General features: G+C 63.4%; 18 protein-coding genes. 12 read left to right on the top strand and 6 right to left on the bottom strand.

What is annotated here, in order from left to right; translation table 11 throughout:
* Positions 1 to 552, top strand: a complete 552-nt coding sequence (locus ACTJJW_RS11800; RefSeq protein ID WP_462644900.1) for an iron-sulfur cluster assembly protein — start codon at positions 1 to 3, stop codon at positions 550 to 552.
* A 26-nt stretch (positions 553 to 578) separates the two neighbouring features.
* Positions 579 to 1,940, top strand: coding sequence for an MFS transporter (locus ACTJJW_RS11795; RefSeq protein WP_462644898.1), 1,362 nt, complete (start codon positions 579 to 581; stop codon positions 1,938 to 1,940).
* A 39-nt stretch (positions 1,941 to 1,979) separates the two neighbouring features.
* On the opposite strand, the gene ACTJJW_RS11790 is transcribed toward ACTJJW_RS11795, so the two are convergent.
* The 3 genes from ACTJJW_RS11790 to ACTJJW_RS11780 form a co-directional block, all read right to left on the bottom strand.
* Complete coding sequence (locus tag ACTJJW_RS11790; protein WP_462644896.1) at positions 1,980 to 2,381, bottom strand: hypothetical protein; 402 nt, start codon at positions 2,379 to 2,381, stop codon at positions 1,980 to 1,982.
* A 192-nt stretch (positions 2,382 to 2,573) separates the two neighbouring features.
* Positions 2,574 to 4,541 carry an aconitate hydratase gene (locus ACTJJW_RS11785; RefSeq protein ID WP_462644895.1) on the bottom strand — a complete coding sequence of 656 codons (1,968 nt, stop codon included), beginning with the start codon at positions 4,539 to 4,541 and terminating at the stop codon, positions 2,574 to 2,576.
* A gap of 65 nt (positions 4,542 to 4,606) precedes the next feature.
* Positions 4,607 to 6,097, bottom strand: coding sequence for a hypothetical protein (locus ACTJJW_RS11780; RefSeq protein ID WP_462644893.1), 1,491 nt, complete (start codon positions 6,095 to 6,097; stop codon positions 4,607 to 4,609).
* 157 nt (positions 6,098 to 6,254) lie between these two features.
* Between ACTJJW_RS11780 and mvaD the strand changes: the two genes are divergently transcribed.
* The 10 genes from mvaD to ACTJJW_RS11730 all read left to right on the top strand — a co-directional run bounded on the left by mvaD (position 6,255) and on the right by ACTJJW_RS11730 (position 17,867).
* Positions 6,255 to 7,247, top strand: a complete 993-nt coding sequence (gene mvaD, locus ACTJJW_RS11775; RefSeq protein ID WP_462644891.1) for a diphosphomevalonate decarboxylase — start codon at positions 6,255 to 6,257, stop codon at positions 7,245 to 7,247.
* Positions 7,244 to 8,302 carry a mevalonate kinase family protein gene (locus ACTJJW_RS11770; RefSeq protein WP_462644889.1) on the top strand — a complete coding sequence of 353 codons (1,059 nt, stop codon included), beginning with the start codon at positions 7,244 to 7,246 and terminating at the stop codon, positions 8,300 to 8,302. Before mvaD ends, ACTJJW_RS11770 begins: the two co-directional genes overlap by 4 nt.
* Complete coding sequence (locus tag ACTJJW_RS11765) at positions 8,299 to 10,611, top strand: hydroxymethylglutaryl-CoA reductase, degradative (RefSeq protein ID WP_462644888.1); 2,313 nt, start codon at positions 8,299 to 8,301, stop codon at positions 10,609 to 10,611. Before ACTJJW_RS11770 ends, ACTJJW_RS11765 begins: the two co-directional genes overlap by 4 nt.
* Positions 10,612 to 11,002: 391 nt before the next feature.
* Positions 11,003 to 11,584 (top strand): type IV toxin-antitoxin system AbiEi family antitoxin domain-containing protein, encoded by a 582-nt coding sequence (locus tag ACTJJW_RS11760; protein WP_462644887.1) that lies wholly within the window; start codon positions 11,003 to 11,005, stop codon positions 11,582 to 11,584.
* Positions 11,581 to 12,453 (top strand): nucleotidyl transferase AbiEii/AbiGii toxin family protein, encoded by an 873-nt coding sequence (locus tag ACTJJW_RS11755; RefSeq protein WP_462644886.1) that lies wholly within the window; start codon positions 11,581 to 11,583, stop codon positions 12,451 to 12,453. Before ACTJJW_RS11760 ends, ACTJJW_RS11755 begins: the two co-directional genes overlap by 4 nt.
* 227 nt (positions 12,454 to 12,680) lie before the next feature.
* Positions 12,681 to 13,010, top strand: coding sequence for an antibiotic biosynthesis monooxygenase family protein (locus ACTJJW_RS11750; RefSeq protein ID WP_462644885.1), 330 nt, complete (start codon positions 12,681 to 12,683; stop codon positions 13,008 to 13,010).
* Positions 13,011 to 13,079: 69 nt separating this feature from the next.
* The gene (locus tag ACTJJW_RS11745; RefSeq protein ID WP_462644884.1) at positions 13,080 to 13,868 is read left to right on the top strand and encodes a DUF427 domain-containing protein; all 789 of its coding nucleotides are present in this window, start codon (positions 13,080 to 13,082) and stop codon (positions 13,866 to 13,868) included.
* Positions 13,869 to 14,127: 259 nt separating this feature from the next.
* On the top strand, positions 14,128 to 15,984 hold the full coding sequence (locus ACTJJW_RS11740; protein ID WP_462644882.1) for a glycoside hydrolase family 15 protein: 1,857 nt from the start codon (positions 14,128 to 14,130) through the stop codon (positions 15,982 to 15,984).
* Between the two features lie 44 nt (positions 15,985 to 16,028).
* Positions 16,029 to 16,814, top strand: a complete 786-nt coding sequence (locus ACTJJW_RS11735) for an NAD(P)H-hydrate epimerase (RefSeq protein WP_462644881.1) — start codon at positions 16,029 to 16,031, stop codon at positions 16,812 to 16,814.
* 78 nt (positions 16,815 to 16,892) lie between these two features.
* Positions 16,893 to 17,867, top strand: coding sequence for a glycine betaine ABC transporter substrate-binding protein (locus ACTJJW_RS11730; RefSeq protein WP_462644879.1), 975 nt, complete (start codon positions 16,893 to 16,895; stop codon positions 17,865 to 17,867).
* A 119-nt stretch (positions 17,868 to 17,986) separates the two neighbouring features.
* Here the strand turns inward: ACTJJW_RS11730 and ACTJJW_RS11725 are convergent, their stop codons facing one another.
* The 3 genes from ACTJJW_RS11725 to ACTJJW_RS11715 are packed head-to-tail and all read right to left on the bottom strand — an operon-like array spanning position 17,987 to position 20,681.
* Entirely contained in the window at positions 17,987 to 18,844 is an 858-nt protein-coding gene (locus ACTJJW_RS11725; RefSeq protein WP_462644878.1) for an ABC transporter permease, read from the bottom strand.
* A complete protein-coding gene (locus tag ACTJJW_RS11720) occupies positions 18,841 to 20,010 on the bottom strand; it encodes an ABC transporter ATP-binding protein (RefSeq protein WP_462644876.1) in 1,170 nt (389 codons plus the stop codon). The genes ACTJJW_RS11725 and ACTJJW_RS11720 overlap by 4 nt, the downstream gene beginning before the upstream one ends.
* Positions 20,011 to 20,021: 11 nt before the next feature.
* The gene (locus ACTJJW_RS11715; protein ID WP_462644874.1) at positions 20,022 to 20,681 is read right to left on the bottom strand and encodes an ABC transporter permease; all 660 of its coding nucleotides are present in this window, start codon (positions 20,679 to 20,681) and stop codon (positions 20,022 to 20,024) included.
* Positions 20,682 to 20,954: the final 273 nt, after the last annotated feature.

The following is a 20,954-nucleotide window of genomic DNA, read 5'->3' as shown; positions in this document are numbered from 1 at the left end:
ATGTACTCAGGCGGATATAACACAGTTGAACTCACACAGAGTTGCCAGGCCACGGTGATTCCCGGTGGGCAGCCGATGCTCCTCCAAGAGGGGGAGCCGGTCATCGTCACGCAGACTCTGGGTGGAAGCGCGACAGTCCAAACCTCGATGGGGTACCTTGTGCGAATCAGCGCCGAGGATTCTGCAGCCCTCGGCCTGACGGAGCCGATCGCCGAAACCGTTCTTGTGGACGGGGCCTCATTTGACATGGAGCAGGTCATGGGACAACTTAAGAACGTTTTCGATCCCGAAATCCCCATCAATGTTGTGGATTTGGGGCTGATCTACGGGTGTGAAGCGCAGCAGCTAGATGATGGCACGTACCGAATTGAGATTAAAATGTCGATGACGGCACCGGGTTGCGGTATGGGGGATGTGCTCAAGAATGATGCGCGAGCCGAGGTCCAGTTGGCCGCCGGAGTGAGCGACGTCGATGTTGAGTTGGTCTGGGACCCGCCGTGGGGCCAGGACCGGATGTCGGATGCCGCCCGGCTCCAACTCGGAATGTTCTAACCGGAAACAACTCTTGGGAAGAGACCATGTCTAACCTCCTCAACAGTTTGCCGCGCGAATCGCTCACGGAGCGTCTGGACCGTTTGCCGTTCACGCGTCGCCACGGCTCCCTGTTGGCCGGTTCCGGGGTTGGCTGGGCTCTTGATGCCTTTGATGTCGGACTGATTTCGTTTGTCATCGCGCAGCTTTCCGTGACGTGGAAGGCGGATGCCGCCAGCCTGTCCTGGGTGGCGGCGGCGGGCTTCGCCGGGATGGCCGTAGGAGCGGCCCTCGGCGGCATCCTTGCGGACAAGTTGGGCCGCAAACAGGTCTTCGTGCTCACCCTGCTGCTCTACGGGGTCGCCACCGGTGCATCAGCACTGGCCTGGTCTGTAGGCATTTTGCTCCTGCTGCGGTTCATCGTCGGGCTGGGCCTCGGCGCAGAACTTCCGGTCGTGTCAACCCTAGTGAGCGAGTTCGCACCGCGGCGCATCCGCGGACGAGTTGTCGTGCTACTAGAAGGATTTTGGGCCATCGGGTGGCTTGGTGCCGCCGTCGTGGGATACCTAGTCATTCCAGCCAGCCCCGACGGTTGGCGCCTCGCGCTCCTGATCGGCATGCTGCCAGCGGTGTGGGCCGTGTACGTTCGACTACGGCTGCCGGAATCCGTCAGATTCCTCCAGTCGAAGGGACGACACGCGGAGGCTGAAAGTATCGTCGTGCAATTCGAGGCTTCAGCCGGCATCGTCTCTGGCGCGGTTGACACAGCCCAGGGCAGCCAACAAACCGCAGTGCCGGTACAGCGCTCGCGACTGGCGGATCTGTTCTCCGGAGAATGGTGGCGCCGCAGCATCCTGATCTGGCTCGTCTGGTTTCTGGTCAATTTCTCATACTACGGCGCCTTTATCTGGCTTCCGACCCTGCTGGTTGGTTCCGGGTTCCCGCTCGTTAAGTCCTTCGAATTCACCCTCATCATTACGCTCGCTCAGCTGCCTGGCTACGTCGCGTCGGCGTATCTGGTCGAGAAATGGGGACGTCGCATCACCTTGTCGACGTTCCTGATCGGCTCAGCGGTTTCGGCAGTCGCCTTCGGTTTCGGCGCCGTCAACGGGAGCGAAGCCCAGATCATTGGCTTCGGCATGCTCCTGTCGTTCTTCAACCTCGGAGCTTGGGGTGCCCTCTATGCGATCACGCCCGAACTCTACCCGACCCGTTTGCGCGGATCCGGAACCGGCGCCGCAGCGGGCTTTGGCCGCATCGCGTCGATCGCGGCGCCACTGCTGGTCCCTCCGCTACTTGCGCTGGGCGGCCCGATATTACTCTTTGTCGTCTTCGGAATTGTCTTCGTGCTCGCCGCGGGTGTGGCTTTCGCCCTGCCCGAACTGGGCGGCAAGAAGTTGCCCGAATAGAGGCCCTGTTGCCCCAGCGGGCACCCTGCCCAGGGCTGCTCAGTGGAGGAGCGAAGTGGTCTGCTCGCTGGCAGCCAGCTTCACGTCGCGGACAACGTCCTCGAAGAACCGGACTTCTTTCTCGATGCTTGCCACCTCCCGAGAGGTGTAGCCGGCTAGTTCGAGTTCGTTCGCAATGGTTGAATAAGCGCGCAGATACGTGTTGAGGGCGTCATAGAATTTGAGCCTCCTCGGCTGGTTTTTCTTGACCGTGTCCACGTTGGCGGGATTGCGGGCACAGAAATAGTTCACGTAGTCGCGTGCTATCTTCGGTGGATTGACCGGCTCGCACACCGCCCAAAATGCCTCTCGCGTCTGTTCCAGTGCTCTGCGGGCAGCCACCAGCCGGTCGTCGCCGGGGCCCGTTACACCGTTGGCAATAGGAACTGTCTCTGGTGACATCGGTTACTCGATTCAGGTGAGGGCGACCGCGAAGTTGCCGCGGGTCGCGTTCACATAGGTCTAGGTCTAGTTTGTGGCTTAGGCCATCAGCTCAACGCCGAAACCACCGGAAGTGACAGCACCAACTCCGACACTCAACAAAAATTTAGCAGTTGTGTGCGTGGCGTGAGTTGACGCGGTGATCGCTTTCGTTCACGACCGCCGCAACCACGGAATCAGCCCGCCGTCGAGCACCATCTCAACCTGTCGGGGCGAGAGCCGGTGGGTGAGCCGGTAGTCCTCGTCGCGCGTGTTGTTGTGCACCGTGAGCTCGCCCGACCGTGCGATCGTTTCCCGCAGATCGTCGAGCACGAGCACGTCGCCCTGCTGCACGCGTTCGTGGTCTGCGGCATCCGCGAATTCGAGGGCCAGCACCCCGAAGTTGGCGAGGTTCTGCCAGTGGATGCGCGCGAACGAGACCGCGATCACGGCACGAAGCCCGAGGAAGCGCGGGGTGATGGCGGCGTGCTCGCGCGACGAGCCCTGCCCGTAGTTCGCGCCTCCCACGATGATGTGACCGCCAGAGTCCCGGGACTCAACTGCCCGCGAGGCGTATGTCTCGTCGAGCATATAGTAGGTGAACTCGGCCAGCTTCGGGATGTTGCTGCGGTAGGGAAGCACCACCGCACCAGCAGGCAGGATATCGTCGGTGGAGATGTTGTCCCCGACCCTGAGCAGCACCGGGGCCTCGATATGGTTCGCAAGCGGCTCGAAGTCGGGCAGAGACGAGATGTTCGAGCCCTTCACCAACTCCACACCAGCCGCCTCCTCGGAGGACAACGGTGCCTCGAGCATGGCGAGGTTCACGCTGGAGACTTTCGGCAGCACAACCTCGGGATAGTCGATGTCGAGCAGACCGGGCAGATCACACGGGTCGGTGATCATGCCCGTTAGTGCCGCAGCGGCCCCGGTCTCGGGCGAGCAGAGGTACACGGCGTCCTCCTTCGTTCCGCTGCGTCCGGGAAAGTTGCGCGGCATGGTTCGCAGGCTGATGCGTCCCACTGCCGGCGCCTGGCCCATGCCAATGCAGCCCATGCAGCCGGACTGGTGCAGACGCGCGCCCGCGGCGACGAGGTCGAGCGTCGCCCCCATCAGCGTGAGGTCCTGCAGAATCTGGCGCGAGCTCGGATTCACGTCGAGCGAGAGACCCGGATACGTCTGGTGCCCCTTGACGATGGCCCCGACGATCGCAAAGTCACGGAGGCCGGGGTTCGCGGACGAGCCGATCACCACCTGTTCCACGGGGCGTCCGGCCACCTCGCTCACCGGCACGACGTTGCCCGGCGAGCTCGGTAGCGCAATGAGTGGGACGACCGTGGAGAGGTCGATCTCCTCGTAGACGTCGTAGCTGGCGCCGGCATCCGCCAGCAGCTCGACGAAGTCGTTCTCGCGCTGCTCGGCCTGCAGGAAAGTGCGCACCTGCTCGTCGGCGGGGAACACGGTGGTCGTCGCGCCGAGTTCCGCGCCCATGTTAGCGATCACGTGCCGGTCCATCGCGGTGAGCGTTGCGAGGCCCGACCCGTAATACTCGATGATGCGGCCCACGCCGCCCTTCACATCGTGACGGCGCAGCATCTCGAGTATCACGTCCTTGGCGCTCACCCACGGAGGCAGTGCGCCCGTGAGGCGCACGCCCCAAATCTCTGGCATCCGGATTCTGACGGGCTGACCCGCGATCGCCGTGGCCACCTCGAGGCCACCGACCCCCATGGCCAGCATGCCAAGCGAACCGGCCGCCGGGGTGTGGCTGTCGGAGCCGACCATGGTCTTGCCTGGAATGCCGAAACGCTGCATGTGCGTGGGGTGGGACACCCCGTTGCCTGCCTTCGAGTACCAGATACCGAAACGCTGGCACGCCGAGCGTAGGAAGTCGTGGTCCTCGGCGTTCTTGTTGTCGGCCTGCAGCAGGTTGTGGTCCACGTACTGCACCGAGACCTCGGTCTTGGCGCGGTCGAGGCCGAGAGCCTCCAGCTCGAGCATGACCAGCGTGCCTGTCGCATCCTGCGTGAGGGTCTGGTCGATCTGCAGCGCGATCTCCGCGCCCGGCCTCATCTCCCCGGACACCAGATGTGATGCGATGAGTTTCTCTGCGACATTCCGTGCACCGCCGTCGTTGGCCACGAGGTCTCCTTGCTTTCCCTCTAACCTAAGCACGGCCGTCACAGAAGGCAACCTGCTTGCACGATTCAGCCGCGGGCTGCGGGCCCCACGAAGCGGTAGTATTCGATCCCGAGATCGTGGAAGTCTGGGCCGTCGAGGGTACCGACGTGGTCGACAACGAACTCATCGTGCACTGGCGCAGCCTGCACTTGTGCGGTTCGCCCCTCGTGCAGGGCGAGGTACTCGGCTTCGCTGAGGTCGGTCGGCGTTCCGAGGGCCTCTGCGAAGTTGATGCGTGCTGCGGCGTCGCGCCATCCGGCACCAACCCGCATGGGGAGCGCTTCTGCGGCGTCACCACTGCCATAACCGAGAGCCAGCCACTCCTGTCCCGCGATCTCGAGCTTGTCGTCCACCGCCTGGCGGAGGCCAGAAGCAATCCACGCCGGCAGCGCTGCCGTATACAGGTTGCCGAGATCGCGCATGGCCTCTGAACCGAGCCCGAGCTTCTCCCCCACCAACGACGCCCACAGCGGGGTCTTGCGCAGGTACTGGCGCAGGACTTTGGCGAGAGGGAAGACGTCTTCGGTGTCTTCTCCCACGGTCACCCCGTGGCCTCGGAACGGTGAAGGTGCAGTAAGTTCAGCGAGCAACGCACCCGCATCAATTCCAGCGTCAGCACAATAGGTGCGCAACTGCTCACGCCCGGCATCGTCTGCCGCAAGCTCGAACAGGTAGGCCATCACCCAGCCGGTTGCGGGCATCCGGTGGTATGGCCGGTGCATGAATACGGCATCAACTTCGTCGAAGTAGTCGACCGGCCGGTAGCCGTCACCGCGTCGAGCGACGCGTTTGGTGAGCATCGCCTCCATGGCGTGGTGAGTCGCATCGATGTAGCAACTCGTCGAATAGCGACCGTTGAACACCGGCAGGTCCTGCATCTGTCCATCGTCGCGTGGCGGCTGGTGAAAGCGCGCGAAGGGTTTACGGAAGTCCACCATCCGGTATTCCGAGTCGCTGCCGGATGCCGCCAGATCGACCTCGAGAAGCTTCGCGTCGCCGTCCACCAGCATTGCCACCGCGCCAGCACCCTGGGTCGGTTCACCGCTCGACCCGATCGCGTACTCAGCGATATCGGCGCAGACCACGATCGCTAGGCGGCCTGCACCATCCGCGGACAGGTAGCGAAGTGCCGCCTTGAGGCCGTAAACGCCACCCAGGCAGGCGTGCTTAAACTCCGGCACCTCGCAGTCCCTGGCCAGCTCGGGGCGGCCGTGCGCGAGAAGCGCGTCGTTGATCATGCCCTTGATGATGATGGCACCCGCGGAGTTATCGCTGCTCGATTCGGTGCCGAGCGCGAGCATCCCGACTCGCGCAGGGTCGATGTCGTAGTCGCGGATGAGACGCCAGACCGCGTTGGCCGCAAGCGTGTAAACGCTCTGGCCCGGGCCACGCATCCGGAAGGATCGTCCAACCACACCCTGAACCCTGGCCCAGGGTTCGTCATTCCACTCAGACCAGTCTTCGAGCCGCACACGATATTGCGGAAGATACAGCGACAGGCCACTTATTCCAGACACCAGTAGTTACCGTTTGTACTCTCGTTTGGTTATTCGCCACAACTGGCTCCCAGCTGCACGGTCAATTTTAGCAAGGCTTACGCCGCGTGCGTTGGCCGCGTGCGTTGGCCGCGGCGTAAGCCTTGCTAAAATGTCATGAACGCGATCGGAGCACCCAGTGGACCAACCTCTCGGTAATGACCGCACAGCAACCGCTCGCGCGCACAGCAACATCGCCCTCATCAAGTACTGGGGAAAGCGCAATGCCGCACTGAACATTCCCGCCGTCGGCTCGATCTCGCTCACCCTCGACGCACTGTCGACCGATACCCGGGTAACCTTCCGTTCCGGGCTGGAACAGGACGAGTTCTGGCTGGCGGGAACCCGCACGGATGCCACCAGGGCCAGCCACCTGCTTGACATCGTTCGCGACAACTCCGGTGTCGGCAGTCGGGCCGTGATCGAGTCGACAAACAACTTTCCGACGGCGGCGGGACTCGCCTCCTCGGCATCCGGATTCGCAGCGCTCGCGCTCGCGGCCAGTGCTGCCGCTGGACTGTCGCTGGATGACCGTGAACTGTCGATCCTCGCCCGCCGCGGCTCCGGGTCTGCCGCCCGTTCGCTGTTCGGCGGCATCGTCGAGTTGCATGCCGGAACCCGCGACGACGGCCTGGACTCCTTCGCCGAGCCTGTACTCGCCCCTGAGACCTGGCCACTGACCGTCGTTGTCGCCATCACCGAACTCGGGCAGAAGAGCGTGAATTCGACGGCGGGAATGGGCGGAAGCGCACTGACCTCGCCGTTCTACCCGGCCTGGGTCGACACCGGCAAAGACGACCTCGCGGCCATGCGGGTCGCCATCGCAAACCGCGACTTCGAGCAGCTCGGGGAGCTCGCCGAGTACAGCTGCCTCAAGCTGCACGGGCTCATGATGTCCACCCGCCCCGCGCTGCTGTACTGGAACGCGGCCACGATGGCTGCGATCCATGCCGTGTACGAGCTGCGTGCCAGCGGCATACCGGTCTACTTCACCATCGACGCCGGCCCCCAGCTGAAGGCCCTGTGCCTGCCCGAGCACGCCGGGACGGTGGCGGATGCTCTGGGCCGGGTCGCCGGGGTGCACGAGACCAGAATCAGCACGCTCGGTCGCGGCGCACAACTGCTGCCATGACGATCGATGCCGTGGCGATCGTCGAAGCCTCCGCGCCGGGCAAGCTGTTCCTGCTCGGCGAATACGCGGTGTTGGATGGCGCGCCGGCGCTGCTGGCCGCCGTCGACCGCCGCGTTACCGTGACCGTCTCACCATCGGATGATGACCGCTGGCACCTGAGCACGCCCGGCCTCGACCTGGACGCCCTCACGCTCGAGGCCGACGGAAGCATTCCGGCAGGCCTCGACGGGCGGACACGCACACGGCTGCGGGTTTTCGACGCGGTGCGGACGATGGTGGGCTGCACGGGCGCCCTCTCGATCACCATCGACAGCACGGCATTCTTCGCCGCAGGGCACAAGCTGGGGCTGGGATCTAGCGCGGCGGTTGCCACAGCGCTGACGGCCGCCCTCTCGACTGCTGCCGGGCGCTCGCCGAGCCGGGAGCAGATCCGGATTCTCGCCACGGAGGCCCACCGCTCCGCGCAGCGCGGCACGGGCAGCGGAGGGGATGTCGCCTCCAGTAGTTACGGCGGCCTCATCGGCTATGTGCGCGATACAGCGCCGACATCGCTGGTCTGGCCGCAGGAACTCGAGATCATGGCCGTCGGCACCGGCACCGGCAGCAGCACGACGGACCTTGTCGGCAAGGTCGCAGACTACGCGGCACGAGACACCGCCCAATACCGCGCAGACATCGCACGGCTTGCCGCACTCGCAGATCAGGCACAGGATGCTGTGCGCTCCGCTGAGGACTTCCTCCGTCTCGCATCCGACTACTTCTCTGCGCTCGTCGAACTCGACGCGCATGCCGGTGCGGGCATCGTCAGCGAACACCACCTGCGGCTGCACTCACTCGCGGCCGACCTCGGCGGCGTCTTCAAGACATCCGGTGCGGGCGGCGGTGACGTCGGCCTAGTGTTCGGGAGGAGAGGAGAATCGGCCGCGCAGCTTGCCGAAGCTTTTGCCGAAGCGGGCGCAGAAGCCGTACCGTTGGGCTTTGGTGCGAATGGGGTGACGATCACTCCGAGCACCGCCACCGCCACACACAGAATGAGAGACGGGTCTACATCGTGAACTCCTCCCGCATCCCCCGGTTCTATCAGCTGGGCGTGGAGGAGCGTCTGCGGGTGCTCTACGAGCGCGGGGTGCTCAGTGACGCCGACTATCGCGCGCTTGCGACGGGGACCTACATGCTCGATCCCGGCACCGCCGATCGACTCACCGAGAACGTTATCGGGGTCTTCTCCATGCCGCTCGGACTCGGGCTGAACTTCACGATCAACGCGCGTGACTACCTTGTGCCGATGGCCGTCGAGGAGCCGTCCATCATCGCCGCCGTCAGCTCTGCCGCGCGGCTGGTACGTCGTGACGGCGGGTTCACGAGCGTCGCGGATGAGCCGATGCTGATCGGCCAGATCCAGGTCATCAATGTCGAGGATGCGACCGGCGCGCAGCAGGCCTTGCTGGCTCGCAAGAGTGAGATCCTCGATCTCGCCAACGCACAGCATCCGAACATGCTTGCTCGCGGCGGCGGCGCCAAGGACGTCGAGGTGTTCCTGCGCGGGCAGACGGCTGCGAACGGCGAGCTGCTCGTCGTGCATCTGATTGTGGACAGCCGGGATGCCATGGGCGCGAACCTGGTGAACACCATGTGCGAGGCGCTCGCACCGCTCGTTGAGCAGATCAGTGGTGGGCGGGTGTTCCTCCGCATCCTCTCGAATCTCACCGACCGCGCGATGGTGCGGGCGCGCTGCGTCATTCCGGTGGCACGACTCGCCTGGGGCGATTTCTCCGGAGAGCAGGTTCGGGACGGCATCGTGCTCGCGGCCGAGTTCGCCGCGATGGACCCGTATCGCGCAACCACCCACAACAAGGGCATCATGAACGGCATCGACGCCGTCGCCATCGCGACCGGCAACGACTGGCGCGCGGTCGAAGCCGCAGCACACGCTTATGCCGCGAGCAGCGGGCACTACGCACCACTGACGAGCTGGACAGCGGATGACGCCGGCAACCTGGTCGGAGAGATCGAGCTGCCGCTGAAAGTGGGCACCGTCGGTGGGCAGGTGGAATCGAACCCTGCCGTGCGGATCGCACACACAATTCTTGGTGTGAGAACTGCGGCCGAACTGGCCGAGGTGATGGCAGCGGTGGGGCTGGCCCAGAACTTCGGTGCGCTGAGGGCGCTCTCCACAGACGGCATCCAGCCCGGGCACATGCGCCTCCACGCCCGCAGTGTGGCGGTCGCCGCCGGTGCGACTGGCGCACGCTTCGACGAGGTCGTCAATCGGCTGGTTGCGAGCGGTGACATCAAGGTGTGGAAGGCACGGCACATCCTGGACGTGTTGGAGGGCCGGATCGCCGATACCGGGTCGATTCACGCGATCCACACCGCCAGCATCCCGGCGCAGTCTGCTGTCGCGATGCCGGAACCCGCCCCCGCAGAACACGGCGCCAGTTTCGGATACGGCAAGATCATTCTCCTCGGTGAGCATTCGGTGGTCTACGGCCGTCACGCCATCGCTACGCCGATCGGCCTCACCATCCAGGCCGAGGTGACCCGCCAGGAGCATGGCACGGAGTTGGTCATCGCCCGCTGGGATACGGACGCCGCCTACGACCCGATCGGTGCGGGGCTCGCAGAGCAAGTGACCGCGCTCATCGCTGAGCGCCTCGGCCTCGCAGGCAGGGGCATGCGTGTCGACGTCTTTCCCCACTTGCCGCGGGCCAGCGGACTGGGTGCCTCAGCTGCTCTCGCTGTGGCGATCATCCGCGCCATCGCTGACCGATTTGGGCTGGCCATCAGCGACAGCGAGGTGTCGAGTCTTGCGTTCGAATGCGAACGCATCGTGCACGGAACACCGTCCGGCATCGATAACACGGTCGCCACCTTCGGACGCTCAATCCTGTTCCGCAACCCGAATATGGCATCGGATGCGGCGGCGCCCGAAATCGCGGACATCGTCACACCTGGCCCGATCCAGATCGTGATCGGTCTCACTGGCGTGCGTTCGCTCACCTCGCACACCGTCGGTATCGTGCGTGCCGCGTGGGAGAAGAATCCCGCTAGGTACGAGGCGATTTTCTCCCAGATCGATGAGCTGGTGCTGGCCGGTGTCGGCGCACTGCGCCGCGGTGATCTCGCGGAGCTCGGTGACCTGATGAACATGAATCACGGACTGCTCGGTGCCTTGCAGGTCTCGAGCCCAGAACTTGAGACGCTGGTGGGTGTCGCCCGGCGAGCGGGAGCGCTCGGGGCAAAGCTCACCGGCGGTGGTGGTGGTGGCGCGATGATCGCGGTCACGGAACCCGGTGCCGCAGAATCGGTCGGTTCTGCCATGCGTCAGGCGGGATTTGTGACGTATCTCACTGAGATTCGCTGAGGCACAGCCTCCTCTTGCCGATGCCCGCGGTCCCATATCGCTGGCAAGCGACACTGGGCAGCGCCAGCGTTGTGTTCCTGCGGAGGTGCGCCCGTTCCTTATCAGCAGACCCCTATGTCGTGAGGCAGAACTGTCACCGATGTCCTGAGACATCGCAGGCGTGCGGTCGGGCCTGTTTTTCTTTTGCCCACATCCTGCCTACACTTCACAAAGTTTGGGGTCAGTTTTCGGGTGAAATGCGGTCTTTGCGGCTCCTTCCGGCCCAGTGTTCTTCTGGGTTTTGGTTTACCGCACGAGGTTGACCTATTGACCTTTGAGTAGCGGGTCATCCAGCCGGGCTCACGCCTATAAATAGCTACAGTTAAATGTAGCTGTATGCTAAATTGGGCACATGTCAATCACGGGCCTGCCGATGCGCGCGTTCTCGCAATCTGAGGCGAGCCGCGCGGGAATCAACTCGCGCCAGCTCTATCGGTTGCTTGACAGGCAGCAGATTGAGCGCATCAGTCGCGGGCTGTATCGGCGCACCGATCTCCCGGCAGTTGACCTCGATCTGACCGAGATTGTAGGAAGGCGTCCTGCTGCGACTATCTGCTTAGAGTCGGCTCTTGCACGCTATGAGTTGATCGATGCGATTCCGACTCGGACTGACATTGCGATCCCTCGAGGCCAGCGGCCTGCGAAGACTCAGGCCGCGGTTGATTGGCACCTGTTTGACCGTGCCACGTTCCCGATCGGTCGCACTCTGCTCGCGACAGGGGATGAAGGCCAGAGCATAGGACTCTATTCGGCTGAACGTTCGATCGTCGACGCGTTCAGGTTGCGAGGCACAGCAGGGTACGAGACGGGTATCGAGGCGCTGCGCAATTGGCTGAAGCGCCCGGCATCACAGCCGGCGAAGCTGTTCGCCATTGCGCAGTCCCTACCGCGAGCGGTCGGCCCACTACGAACCGCCCTGGAGATACTGACATGAGCCCCGAGCAGACCTTCACTGCGTTGCAAGGGGTCGCCCGACAGCAGGGCCGCGCTGTGCAGGAGCTTCTCACTCTCTACGTGCTCGAGCGGTTCTTGGCGAGACTGGTGGAGTCTAGCTTCGCCGATTCGTTCGTGCTGAAGAGCGGGGTCCTACTCGCTGGCTACGGTCTACGTCGGCCGACGCGGGATGTTGACATGCAAGCGATCAACTTCGTGCTCGACGAGAAACACTGCCGGGAGGTGGTCGCGGCGGTAGCGGCTGCTGGAGCAGACGACGGTGTCGTGTTCGAGGCGGTTCCGATTCGCATCGAGCAGATTCGTGACGAAGAGGAGTATTCGGGGATCAGGGTGCATATCCGAGCTCAGCTTCACAGTGCGCGGATAGCGGTGAAGCTCGATATCAGCACAGGCGACCCGATGTTTCCGGATGCACAGCGGGTGACGATGCCCCGCATCCTCGGCGGTGACTTCACGCTGATGGGATATGCGCTCGAAACGGTTATTGCGGAGAAGGCGGTCACTATCTTGCAACGTGGAGTGACGAGCACGCGCTGGCGTGACTATATGGACCTGCGGTCGCTGTCCCGCAGCCGGAGCTTCGAAGCGACGAGACTGCGTAAGGCGATCGAGGAAGTGGCGAAGTACCGCGGGGTCACGCTGTCAGCCCCTTCTGCGTCACTGAGCGGTCACGATGAAATAGCGCATCAGAAGTGGGCTGCGTGGCGCACTAAGTCCGACGTCGAGGACATCACCTTGGCCGTCCTCAAGGATCAGCTCACTGAGGTGTCGACATTCCTGGATCCAATTTTCGTGGATGCAGTCGACCACGCGGCGGAGTGGGACCCAACTTCGAAAAACTGGATCTGAGGCCGCCCTCAGTCACCAGCGTTTTGTGGGGATTTCAGGCACTTCCGCATGACTCTGCGGAAACGACCTTCGACTACGGATCAATAGGCCGGGGGTTCGAACCCCTCCGGGCGCACCAACTGAAACCACCTTGCGTAGGGCTTTCCTCGTCAACGGCTAGTCGACTCGAAACCGAGACAATTGGCACGATTGCGCGGAGTTGCCTCCTGCATCCGTAGAGTGATGTCATGAACCACAGCGAACAGGGCCGCGTCATCGAACACGCTCTACTGCCGGTGAAGCCCGGCCGCGAGGCCGAGTTCGTGGCGGCGTTTTCCCAAGCGAAGAGCATCATTGCGGGGATGCCGGGGTTCCGTGGGTTGACGCTTTCACGTGGGGTCGAGCATCCGGAAACCTATTTGTTGCTGGTGCGGTGGGACACGGTCGACGACCACGAGATCGGGTTTCGGGGATCACCCGAGTATCAGCAGTGGCGAGCACTGCTGCATGAGTTCTACGAGCCTTTCCCGATTGTCGAGCACTTCGACGAAATCGTGGCGGTGCCCGGCCGCGACTGAACTCTCACCGCTAGGTGCGCGTCACACGCCTCAGTGACAAGCTTGTGCAAACGAGGAAAGAGGGAACTGATGAACGACTACCCGACGATGATCTCGCAAAAGAACCTCATCCAGCCAGTTCCCCGTCGGATTCGCGGCTACTTCGCCGGCGAGCTGATGTTCGACACCACACAGGCGATTTATGTTTGGGAGTGGTCCCCGTACCCGCAGTACTACATCCCTATCGGGGACGTAAACACTGACCTGCTCGTCGACGAGGTGCAGGAGAAGCACCATTCGCGCGGCACCTACCTGCGTCAGGGCTTCACGGTGGGGGAGCGCGAGCATCCGGCGGCGGCGAAAACGTACACCGACGATTCGCTCGAAGGCCTTGCCGACATGGTGCGGTTTGAGTGGGATGCCCTTGACTCGTGGTTCGAAGAGGACGAGCAGATCTTCGTGCATCCCCGCAGCCCCTACACCCGTGTGGATGCGGTGCGGTCGACGAGAACAGTGCGCGTTGAGCTTGACGGTGTTGTGCTCGCGGAATCATCGTCGCCCGTCATGGTCTACGAAACCGGGTTGCCGACGCGGTACTACCTCAATCGCACTGACGTGAACTTCGAGCATCTTGTGCACAACGACACCGTCTCCGAGTGTCCGTATAAGGGAACCACCACCGACTATTGGTCGGTGCAGGTCGCCGGATCGCTGCATGCGGATCTTGCGTGGTCGTACGACTTCCCTACGCGTCAGCTGCTGCCGATCACCGGCCTGGTCGCTTTCTACAACGAGAAGGTCGATATTTTCATTGACGGCGTGGAGCTGCCGCGTGCAGAGACACACTTCTTTCCGAAGGCTCCCGTGACGGGAAGCTGAGTCCGCGAGTGAAGAGCGCTCGGCACCCAGGTTGGCGATAACCAATGGAACCAGTCGTCAGTCGGCATCCGCCTATTGCTATGTGTCCTATGTTGCTGACAACCCGCTGCCGGCCGACGTACCGTGGAGTACACACCTCGAGCAAGGGTTCTACTCATGTCCACACCGCGCGTACATCGCTTCACGCCTGAGGAAGAAGGCGCCGGGAGCCGATCGTTCCCTCGAAAGCAACAGAGCTGGCCGCAGCGGAGGAACTCACATGAGTGACATCCCGATCGCCGACCACGCACTGCTCTCTGATCGGCACTCCGCCGCGCTGGTAACCAAAGACGGCTCGGTCGACTGGCTGTGCTTTCCCCGCTTCGACAGCGAATCCGTGTTTGCGTCAATTCTGGACAACGATGCCGGGCACTGGTCAATCCGGCCAGCCGAGCCGAGCACATCAACCCGCTCCTACGTAGAGGGATCGATGGTTCTGCAGACCACCTTCCACACCGATGAGGGCACCCTTGAACTAGTCGACGCCCTCGAACTGGGTGCCTCGACCGATCCACACCGTCTCGGCGAAAACGCTCCACATTCCCTGTTGCGCGGCGTTCGCTGCACCAGCGGACGGGTCACTATCGAGATGGTCTGCCGACCTCGTCCCGAATACGGGCTGGTAGTGCCGGTGTTTGCTGAGATCGATTCTGGTGTCGTCGCCACCGGCGGTTCCGGCCGGCTCACCCTCTCACTTCCCGCCCCGGCGACCATTCTCGATGGCGAGATCCGCGTCACGTTCACTCTCGAGGCGGGGCAACAGCAGCATTTTGCCCTGCAGCGCACACACCTCGGCGAGCCGCTGCCTGGTATCTATACCCAGGATGAGATCGCGGCCAGCTTGGCGTCCACGACCGCGAGTTGGCAGGAGTGGTCGGCGATCCACCAAAGCTATGACGGCCCGTGGCGAGAGCTGGTGCATCACTCTGGACGGGTGCTTCAAGCGCTGAGCTACCAGCCCACCGGTGCGATCATTGCCGCTGCCACCACATCCTTGCCCGAGGAAATCGGAGGCGAACGCAACTGGGATTACCGCTACTCCTGGGTTCGCGACGCCAGTTTCACCATGAAAGCCCTCTGGGTTGCGGCCTGTCCAGACGAAGCCCACGAATTCTTCAACTTCATGACGGCGGCCGCCGCGCACTCCCGTCCTGACCGTCATCTGCAGGTCATGTTCGGTATCGGTGGCGAACATGACCTGTCTGAACGGCTGCTCCCGCAGCTGTCCGGGTGGCGGGGGAGCGGCCCCGTGCGGGTTGGAAACGGTGCTTGGAACCAACCGCAACTCGACGTCTACGGCGAACTCCTCGATGCGGCGTTCCGACTTCGAGAGCAACTCGGTGACATCGAACCGGCCACGCGAACCTTCCTCATCGCCCTCGCAGACGCCGCCGCAAGCCAGTGGCAGCAGCCAGACAACGGTATCTGGGAGGTGCGCGGTGCCCCGCGCCACTTCCTCTATTCGAAACTCATGTGCTGGGTAGCTCTCGACCGGGCAATCGCCATGGCCGAGCAACTGCACGCAACCGACAGAGCCGCCGAGTGGTCAACGAAGGCCGAACAGATCCGCGCCACCATCCTCGAAGAGGGATGGAACGACGAGGCCGGAGCCTTCACGCAAGCCTTTGATTCCCCCGATTTGGATGCGTCGGCACTGATGATCCCGATCGTCGGGTTTCTGCCAGCATCCGATCCACGCGTGCTCGCCACCGCAGACGCCATCATCGATCGACTCACGGATGCTCGCGGGCTGGTCTATCGGTACCAAACCGAAACCGGTGTCGACGGCCTGGAGGGCAACGAGGGCACCTTCCTGCTCTGCACATTCTGGCTCGCCCGCGTGCTCGCCGCCGGAGGGCGGTGCGATGAGGCCCGCGAAGTGTTCGAGAGAGCCGTTAGTCACATCAGCGACGTCGGCCTGCTCGCCGAGGAGATCGATTCGAATACTGGCGAGCAACTGGGCAACTTCCCCCAAGCTTTCAGCCACGTCGGTCTCGTCAACGCAGCGTGGGCCATCGATCAGGCGGAGCGCGGCCACTCTGCCGACGAGGGAACACCAGCCGAAAACGCCCAATAACAGCAAAGTACGGATGACTCCAGTCATCCCGCGGAGGACAGATCATGACGGTGGACAGTTTTCGAACCCTGACCGGACTTCTGGTGTCTGCCATCACGACCGAGCAGATGCGGGAGGTCGACCGGGTCGCGATCGAGGAAGTAGGCCCGAACCTCTACCAGATGATGGAAAACGCCGGCAGGAACCTCGCCTCGCTGTGTGTGGAGTTGCTGGGAGACCGATGGCCCTCGGCACCGATCGTTGTGCTGGCCGGGACCGGAGGCAACGGGGGTGGTGGGATCTGCGCGGCTCGTCACCTGGCCAACCATGGGGGTGATGTCACCCTGGTGGTCTCGGACCCCACACGTTTGCGAGGTGTCCCCGCTGACCAACTCGCGCTCTACCGTGCCACCGGCGGGCGACTCGCGACGGTCAGTGACCTCAGGGAGCTGGAGGCTGAGTTGGTAGTCGACGCAGTGCTGGGCTATAGCCTCGGTGGCGCGCCCCATGGCATCGCGGCCGAGCTGATCAGGTGGATATCGAGCCGCACCGCCCCCGTAGTCTCCCTCGACGTCCCGTCCGGAGTCGACTCCACAACCGGTATGGTCCCAGGGGCATATGTGCGCGCGAAGAACACGATGACCCTCGCCGTTCCCAAAACCGGATTGGACACCGACGCCGTCGGGGCACTCTGGCTGGCAGACATCGGAATTCCCCGGGAGGTCTACCGGCGGGTCGGGGTCCAACTGCCAGACGGGCTCTTCACCTCTGGTTATCGGGTTCGTTTAGCCAACGCTGACCTTGTTCACGACCGGCAAAATTGCCTACCCTTTGTCTGTGTGGCAGTCTGAGGGGGGAGGACAGGCCCCCAGTTCGACGGGCCCCCTTGTGTGATACCTACACCTAACTGATGTGATACCTACACCTAAATGATGGAGATTACAGTGCTTTCCGCAAGAATTCGAATGCTTGGAACCGTGACCGCGGTCCTCACACTAGGCCTGCTCACTGCGTGCAGCGGCGGTGACAGCAGCAGCACCACCACGGACACCAACGGAGAAAGCAAGCCGCTCGACGGCGTCAGCGTGACCGTCGGCTCGAAAAACTTCACGGAGAACATTCTCCTCGGGAAGATGCTTGTCCAGGCTCTGCAGGCCGAGGGTGCGACGGTCACTGACCAGACGAACCTCGGTGGCACATCCGTGAACCGCACGGCGTTGCTTTCAGGTGACATCGACGTGTACCCGGATTACAACGGCACGGGCTGGACCGTCCACCTGGGCCAGCAGGAACCGAGCACGGACTCGCAGAATCTCTTCGACGTCGTTGCCGAGAAGGACCTGGCGGAGAACAAGATCAAGTGGGTCGGACTGTCACCCTTCAACGACACCTACGGCTTCGCGGCCAACGGTGACCTCGCGAAGGAGCAAGGCGCTTTCGACCTCCAGTCCATGGCGGACTATCTCAAGGCGAACACTGACGCCAAGCTCTGCTTGGAGACGGAGTTCCCTGACCGGCCCGACGGGCTGATCCTCTTCGAGGATGCGACCGGGTACACGGTTCCGCAGAGCCAGATCCAGATTTTGGAGACGGGCCTGATCTACACGGAGACCGCCAAGGGCTCCTGCCAGTTCGGCGAGGTCTACACGACCGACGGCCGCATCTCGGCGCTGGGACTCAGCCTCGTGGAGGACCCGGGCGTATTCATCCTCTACAACGCCTCCTACACCTGGCAAGACTCGGTGTTTGAGAAGCACGCTGACGTCTACACGAGCCTCGCGGACAAGATCTTCACGTCGCTCGACGCGACGAAGATGGCTTCGCTCAACGCTCAGGTCGACGTCGATGGCGAGAAGGCAGACGACGTCGCGGCCGCGTATCTCAAGGAGATCGGGGTCCTCTAGTCCCCGATGCACGAACCACGTGGGCCCCTCACCTGTCTCAGGTGGGGGGCCCATGTTCGTGTTGGCCGGACCGCGTGGGTGCACGGCGGCACTCACGCGGTGAGGGCCGTGGGGTGCGGCTAGATGCCCCGAGGCTTGAGGTACCGCTCGGCAACGGCGCCGATCCAGCTGAAGGTCAGTGCGATGATCGCCACCAGGACGGCTCCTACGATGAGCACCGGGTTTTGCTGAAGCGCCAGTCCGGAGTTGATGGTGACCCCTAGCCCGCCGCCTCCGATGAGGAAGGCCAGCGTTGCCATGCCGATGTTGATAATCATCGCGGTGCGCACACCAGCGATGATGACAGGGACCGCGAGGGGGAGCTCGATCCGCATGAGCGCCTGCCACTTGGTCATACCCATCCCGCGACCGGCCTCGATGGTGGCCTTGTCGACTCCGTCCAGGCCCACCATGGTGTTGCGCAGGACCGGCAGTACCGCGAACAGCACCAATGCCCAGATGACCGTGTTGAGCCCCTGGCCGAAGATCGCGAGGAAGATGACGAGCAACCCGTAGGCGGGAAGCGCCTGCCCGACGTTGGCGATACTGAGCACGGCCGGTCCATAGCGGCGGAATACAGGTCGGGTCAGTGCCACACCGGCGGGCACCGCGATCAGCATGACGATGATGGTCGACCAGAACGCGATGGTAATCTGCTCGACCGCCTGCGGCCAGAGCTTGACGCTCCAGTCGAGCGCGCTGGCCTGCTGGAAGTTGTCGCCCGATCCGAGATCGAGACTGCGGTAGTAGAGCCACAGCACGGTGGCCAGGGCGGCGATGCCGAGTGGAGACAGGAGCAGCCCGAGCGGGCGGCTCCTGGACGGGCGCGTACCCGCAGCGGCGACCGCGAGGTCGGAGATGTCATCATCTGTGGAGAGGGGGCGGATGACCTTCACCGGGGTGCGCGGCGGCCCGCCGACTTCCTTTTCGGCGCTCACGAGGAGGCCTCCAGCGCGTCGTAGTGAGCCTGGGTGTCTTCCCTCAGCCTGCGGATGACCTCGGTCAGGTGGCTGATCTCCACCGCTCCGAGGAACTGGCCACGCTTGTCGACGACGCAGGCCCGCCCGGTGGAGGACTTGAGCATCTCCTCCAGCGTGTCGTGCAGGGTCGCGTTCTCCTCGACGCGGCTGCGGACGTGCTGGCCCCGTGTGAGGAGGTCGCGCGTCGAGCTGATGCCGCTCAGGTTGCTGGCACGCAACCATCTCGCTGGTCGTTGCTTTTCGTCCAGGAGCAGGAGCCATTCGCGACCCGAGGCTTTCAGGGTCGCGAGGCCGGCCTCGACCGGCTCGTCAAGCGTCATCGTCGGATAGGGCTTGAGGTCGAGACCGCTGACCCGCTCGAAGTGCAGCCCCTTGAGTGTGGAACCTGAACCGATGAAGTCGTCAACAAAATCGTCGGCAGGCAGGGCCAGAATCCGCTCGGGGGTGTCGATCTGCTTAACGACACTGCGTTCACCCAGAATGGCGATGCGGTCGCCCATCTTGATGGCCTCGTCGATGTCATGGGTGACGAACACGATCGTCTTGCCCAGCACTGCCTGCACCCGCAAGAACTCGTTCTGGAGGCGGTCCCTCGTGATGGGGTCGATGGCGCCGAAAGGCTCGTCCATCAGCATCACGTCGGGGTCCGCGCCGAGCGCCCGCGCCACGCCGACGCGCTGGGCCTGCCCGCCGGAGAGTTCCTTGGGGTAGCGGTCGCGGTACTCCGAGGGCTCGAGCCCCATCACGTCAAGCAGTTCGTCGACGCGGGCGCTGATCCGCTTCTTGTCCCAGCCGAGCATCTTGGGCACCGTGGCGACGTTCTCCGCGATGGTGTGGTGCGGGAACAGTCCAATCTGCTGGATCACGTAGCCGATCCGGCGACGCAGGTGATCAGGGTCGACGTTCGTGACGTCCTCGCCATCGAAGAAGATGCTGCCGCCCGAGGGCTCGATCATCCGGTTGATCAGCCGAAGCGTTGTGCTCTTGCCGCAGCCGGAGGGGCCGACCAGCACGAGGATCTCGCCCTTGCGGATGTCCAGCGTGAGCTCCTCGACCGCTGGGACATCGGAGCCGGGGTACATCTTGGTGACACGGTCCAGGTAGATCATCGAATTGTCGTCCATGAGTTGCTCCTTCAGTTTCGCAAGCCGGGTGAGGTGGTGAGGCGCTGCACGACCGCAAACGCCGAGTCGAGAATGAGTCCGAGTAGGACCAAGAAGATGGTGCCCACAAAGACCGACTCGAGGCTGCCAGGAAAGCCGAGTCGGGTCAGGCCGTTTTGGATGAATGAACCGAGCCCGTCGCCGCCAACGAGCACCGCGATCGCGGAGATGCCGACGACCAGCAGGCTCGAGACCCGCACCCCTGCCATGATCACGGGCCAGGCCAGGGGGAGTCGGACCTGCACCAGCTGGCGGCTGGTCCCCATGCCCATCCCGCGCGCGGCCTCGACCACCGCCGGGTCGACCTCCGCCAGGCCCGTGAGGGTGTTCCGCAGGATCGGCAGAATCGCGTAGAGGAAAAGCGCCAGAATCGCTGGCGGGTTCCCGATGCCGAGGACAGGGATGAAGATGGCGAACATGGCCAGGGACGGGATCGTCAGGAAGATCTCGGAGATGCTCAGGGCGGCAGCGCGGGCCATCGCGCGCCGCTCGACGGCGACACCGAGGATCAGCGAGAATACGGTCGCCAGCAGGACGACGATGAGCACCATACGCGCGCTCTGCAGGGATGCCGTAGCGATGTCACCGCCATGATCAACGACATAGCCAAACCAGCTCGAAATGCCATCCATGTACAGGCTCCCTCATCGTCGACATCGGCCGAGGACCACCCCGCGCGAGCATCGGCGACCACAAAGGCCTGGCTATCGCCTCGACCCGTAGTCGAGGCTCGTCTAGATCTAGGGTAGCGGAGAGGCGGCAGATGCCACATCCCCCCCCGAGTTCTAAACGGAAGCGCAACACCTCATAGGTTGTGGTTGTTCAGATCACACCGAGAGGGGTTGCGCTTCCTTGACCGCACAATACCGACATTTGACGTTGGAAGACCGTATCGAGATCGCCAG

The organism is Rhodoglobus galactosidasius (assembly GCF_054957775.1).
The sequence above is the reverse complement of the archived record's forward strand: the minus strand, read 5'-3'. Positions and strand labels throughout refer to the sequence as shown.

Coding starts and splice junctions, on each gene's coding strand:
- ACTJJW_RS11800 (WP_462644900.1), top strand. CDS start 1: ATGTACTCAGGCGGATATAACACAGTTGAACTCACACAGAGTTGCCAG.
- ACTJJW_RS11795 (WP_462644898.1), top strand. CDS start 579: ATGTCTAACCTCCTCAACAGTTTGCCGCGCGAATCGCTCACGGAGCGT.
- ACTJJW_RS11790 (WP_462644896.1), bottom strand. CDS start 2,381: ATGTCACCAGAGACAGTTCCTATTGCCAACGGTGTAACGGGCCCCGGC.
- ACTJJW_RS11770 (WP_462644889.1), top strand. CDS start 7,244: ATGACGATCGATGCCGTGGCGATCGTCGAAGCCTCCGCGCCGGGCAAG.
- ACTJJW_RS11760 (WP_462644887.1), top strand. CDS start 11,003: ATGTCAATCACGGGCCTGCCGATGCGCGCGTTCTCGCAATCTGAGGCG.
- ACTJJW_RS11755 (WP_462644886.1), top strand. CDS start 11,581: ATGAGCCCCGAGCAGACCTTCACTGCGTTGCAAGGGGTCGCCCGACAG.
- ACTJJW_RS11750 (WP_462644885.1), top strand. CDS start 12,681: ATGAACCACAGCGAACAGGGCCGCGTCATCGAACACGCTCTACTGCCG.
- ACTJJW_RS11745 (WP_462644884.1), top strand. CDS start 13,080: ATGAACGACTACCCGACGATGATCTCGCAAAAGAACCTCATCCAGCCA.
- ACTJJW_RS11740 (WP_462644882.1), top strand. CDS start 14,128: ATGAGTGACATCCCGATCGCCGACCACGCACTGCTCTCTGATCGGCAC.
- ACTJJW_RS11735 (WP_462644881.1), top strand. CDS start 16,029: ATGACGGTGGACAGTTTTCGAACCCTGACCGGACTTCTGGTGTCTGCC.
- ACTJJW_RS11730 (WP_462644879.1), top strand. CDS start 16,893: ATGATGGAGATTACAGTGCTTTCCGCAAGAATTCGAATGCTTGGAACC.
- ACTJJW_RS11720 (WP_462644876.1), bottom strand. CDS start 20,010: ATGGACGACAATTCGATGATCTACCTGGACCGTGTCACCAAGATGTAC.
- ACTJJW_RS11715 (WP_462644874.1), bottom strand. CDS start 20,681: ATGGATGGCATTTCGAGCTGGTTTGGCTATGTCGTTGATCATGGCGGT.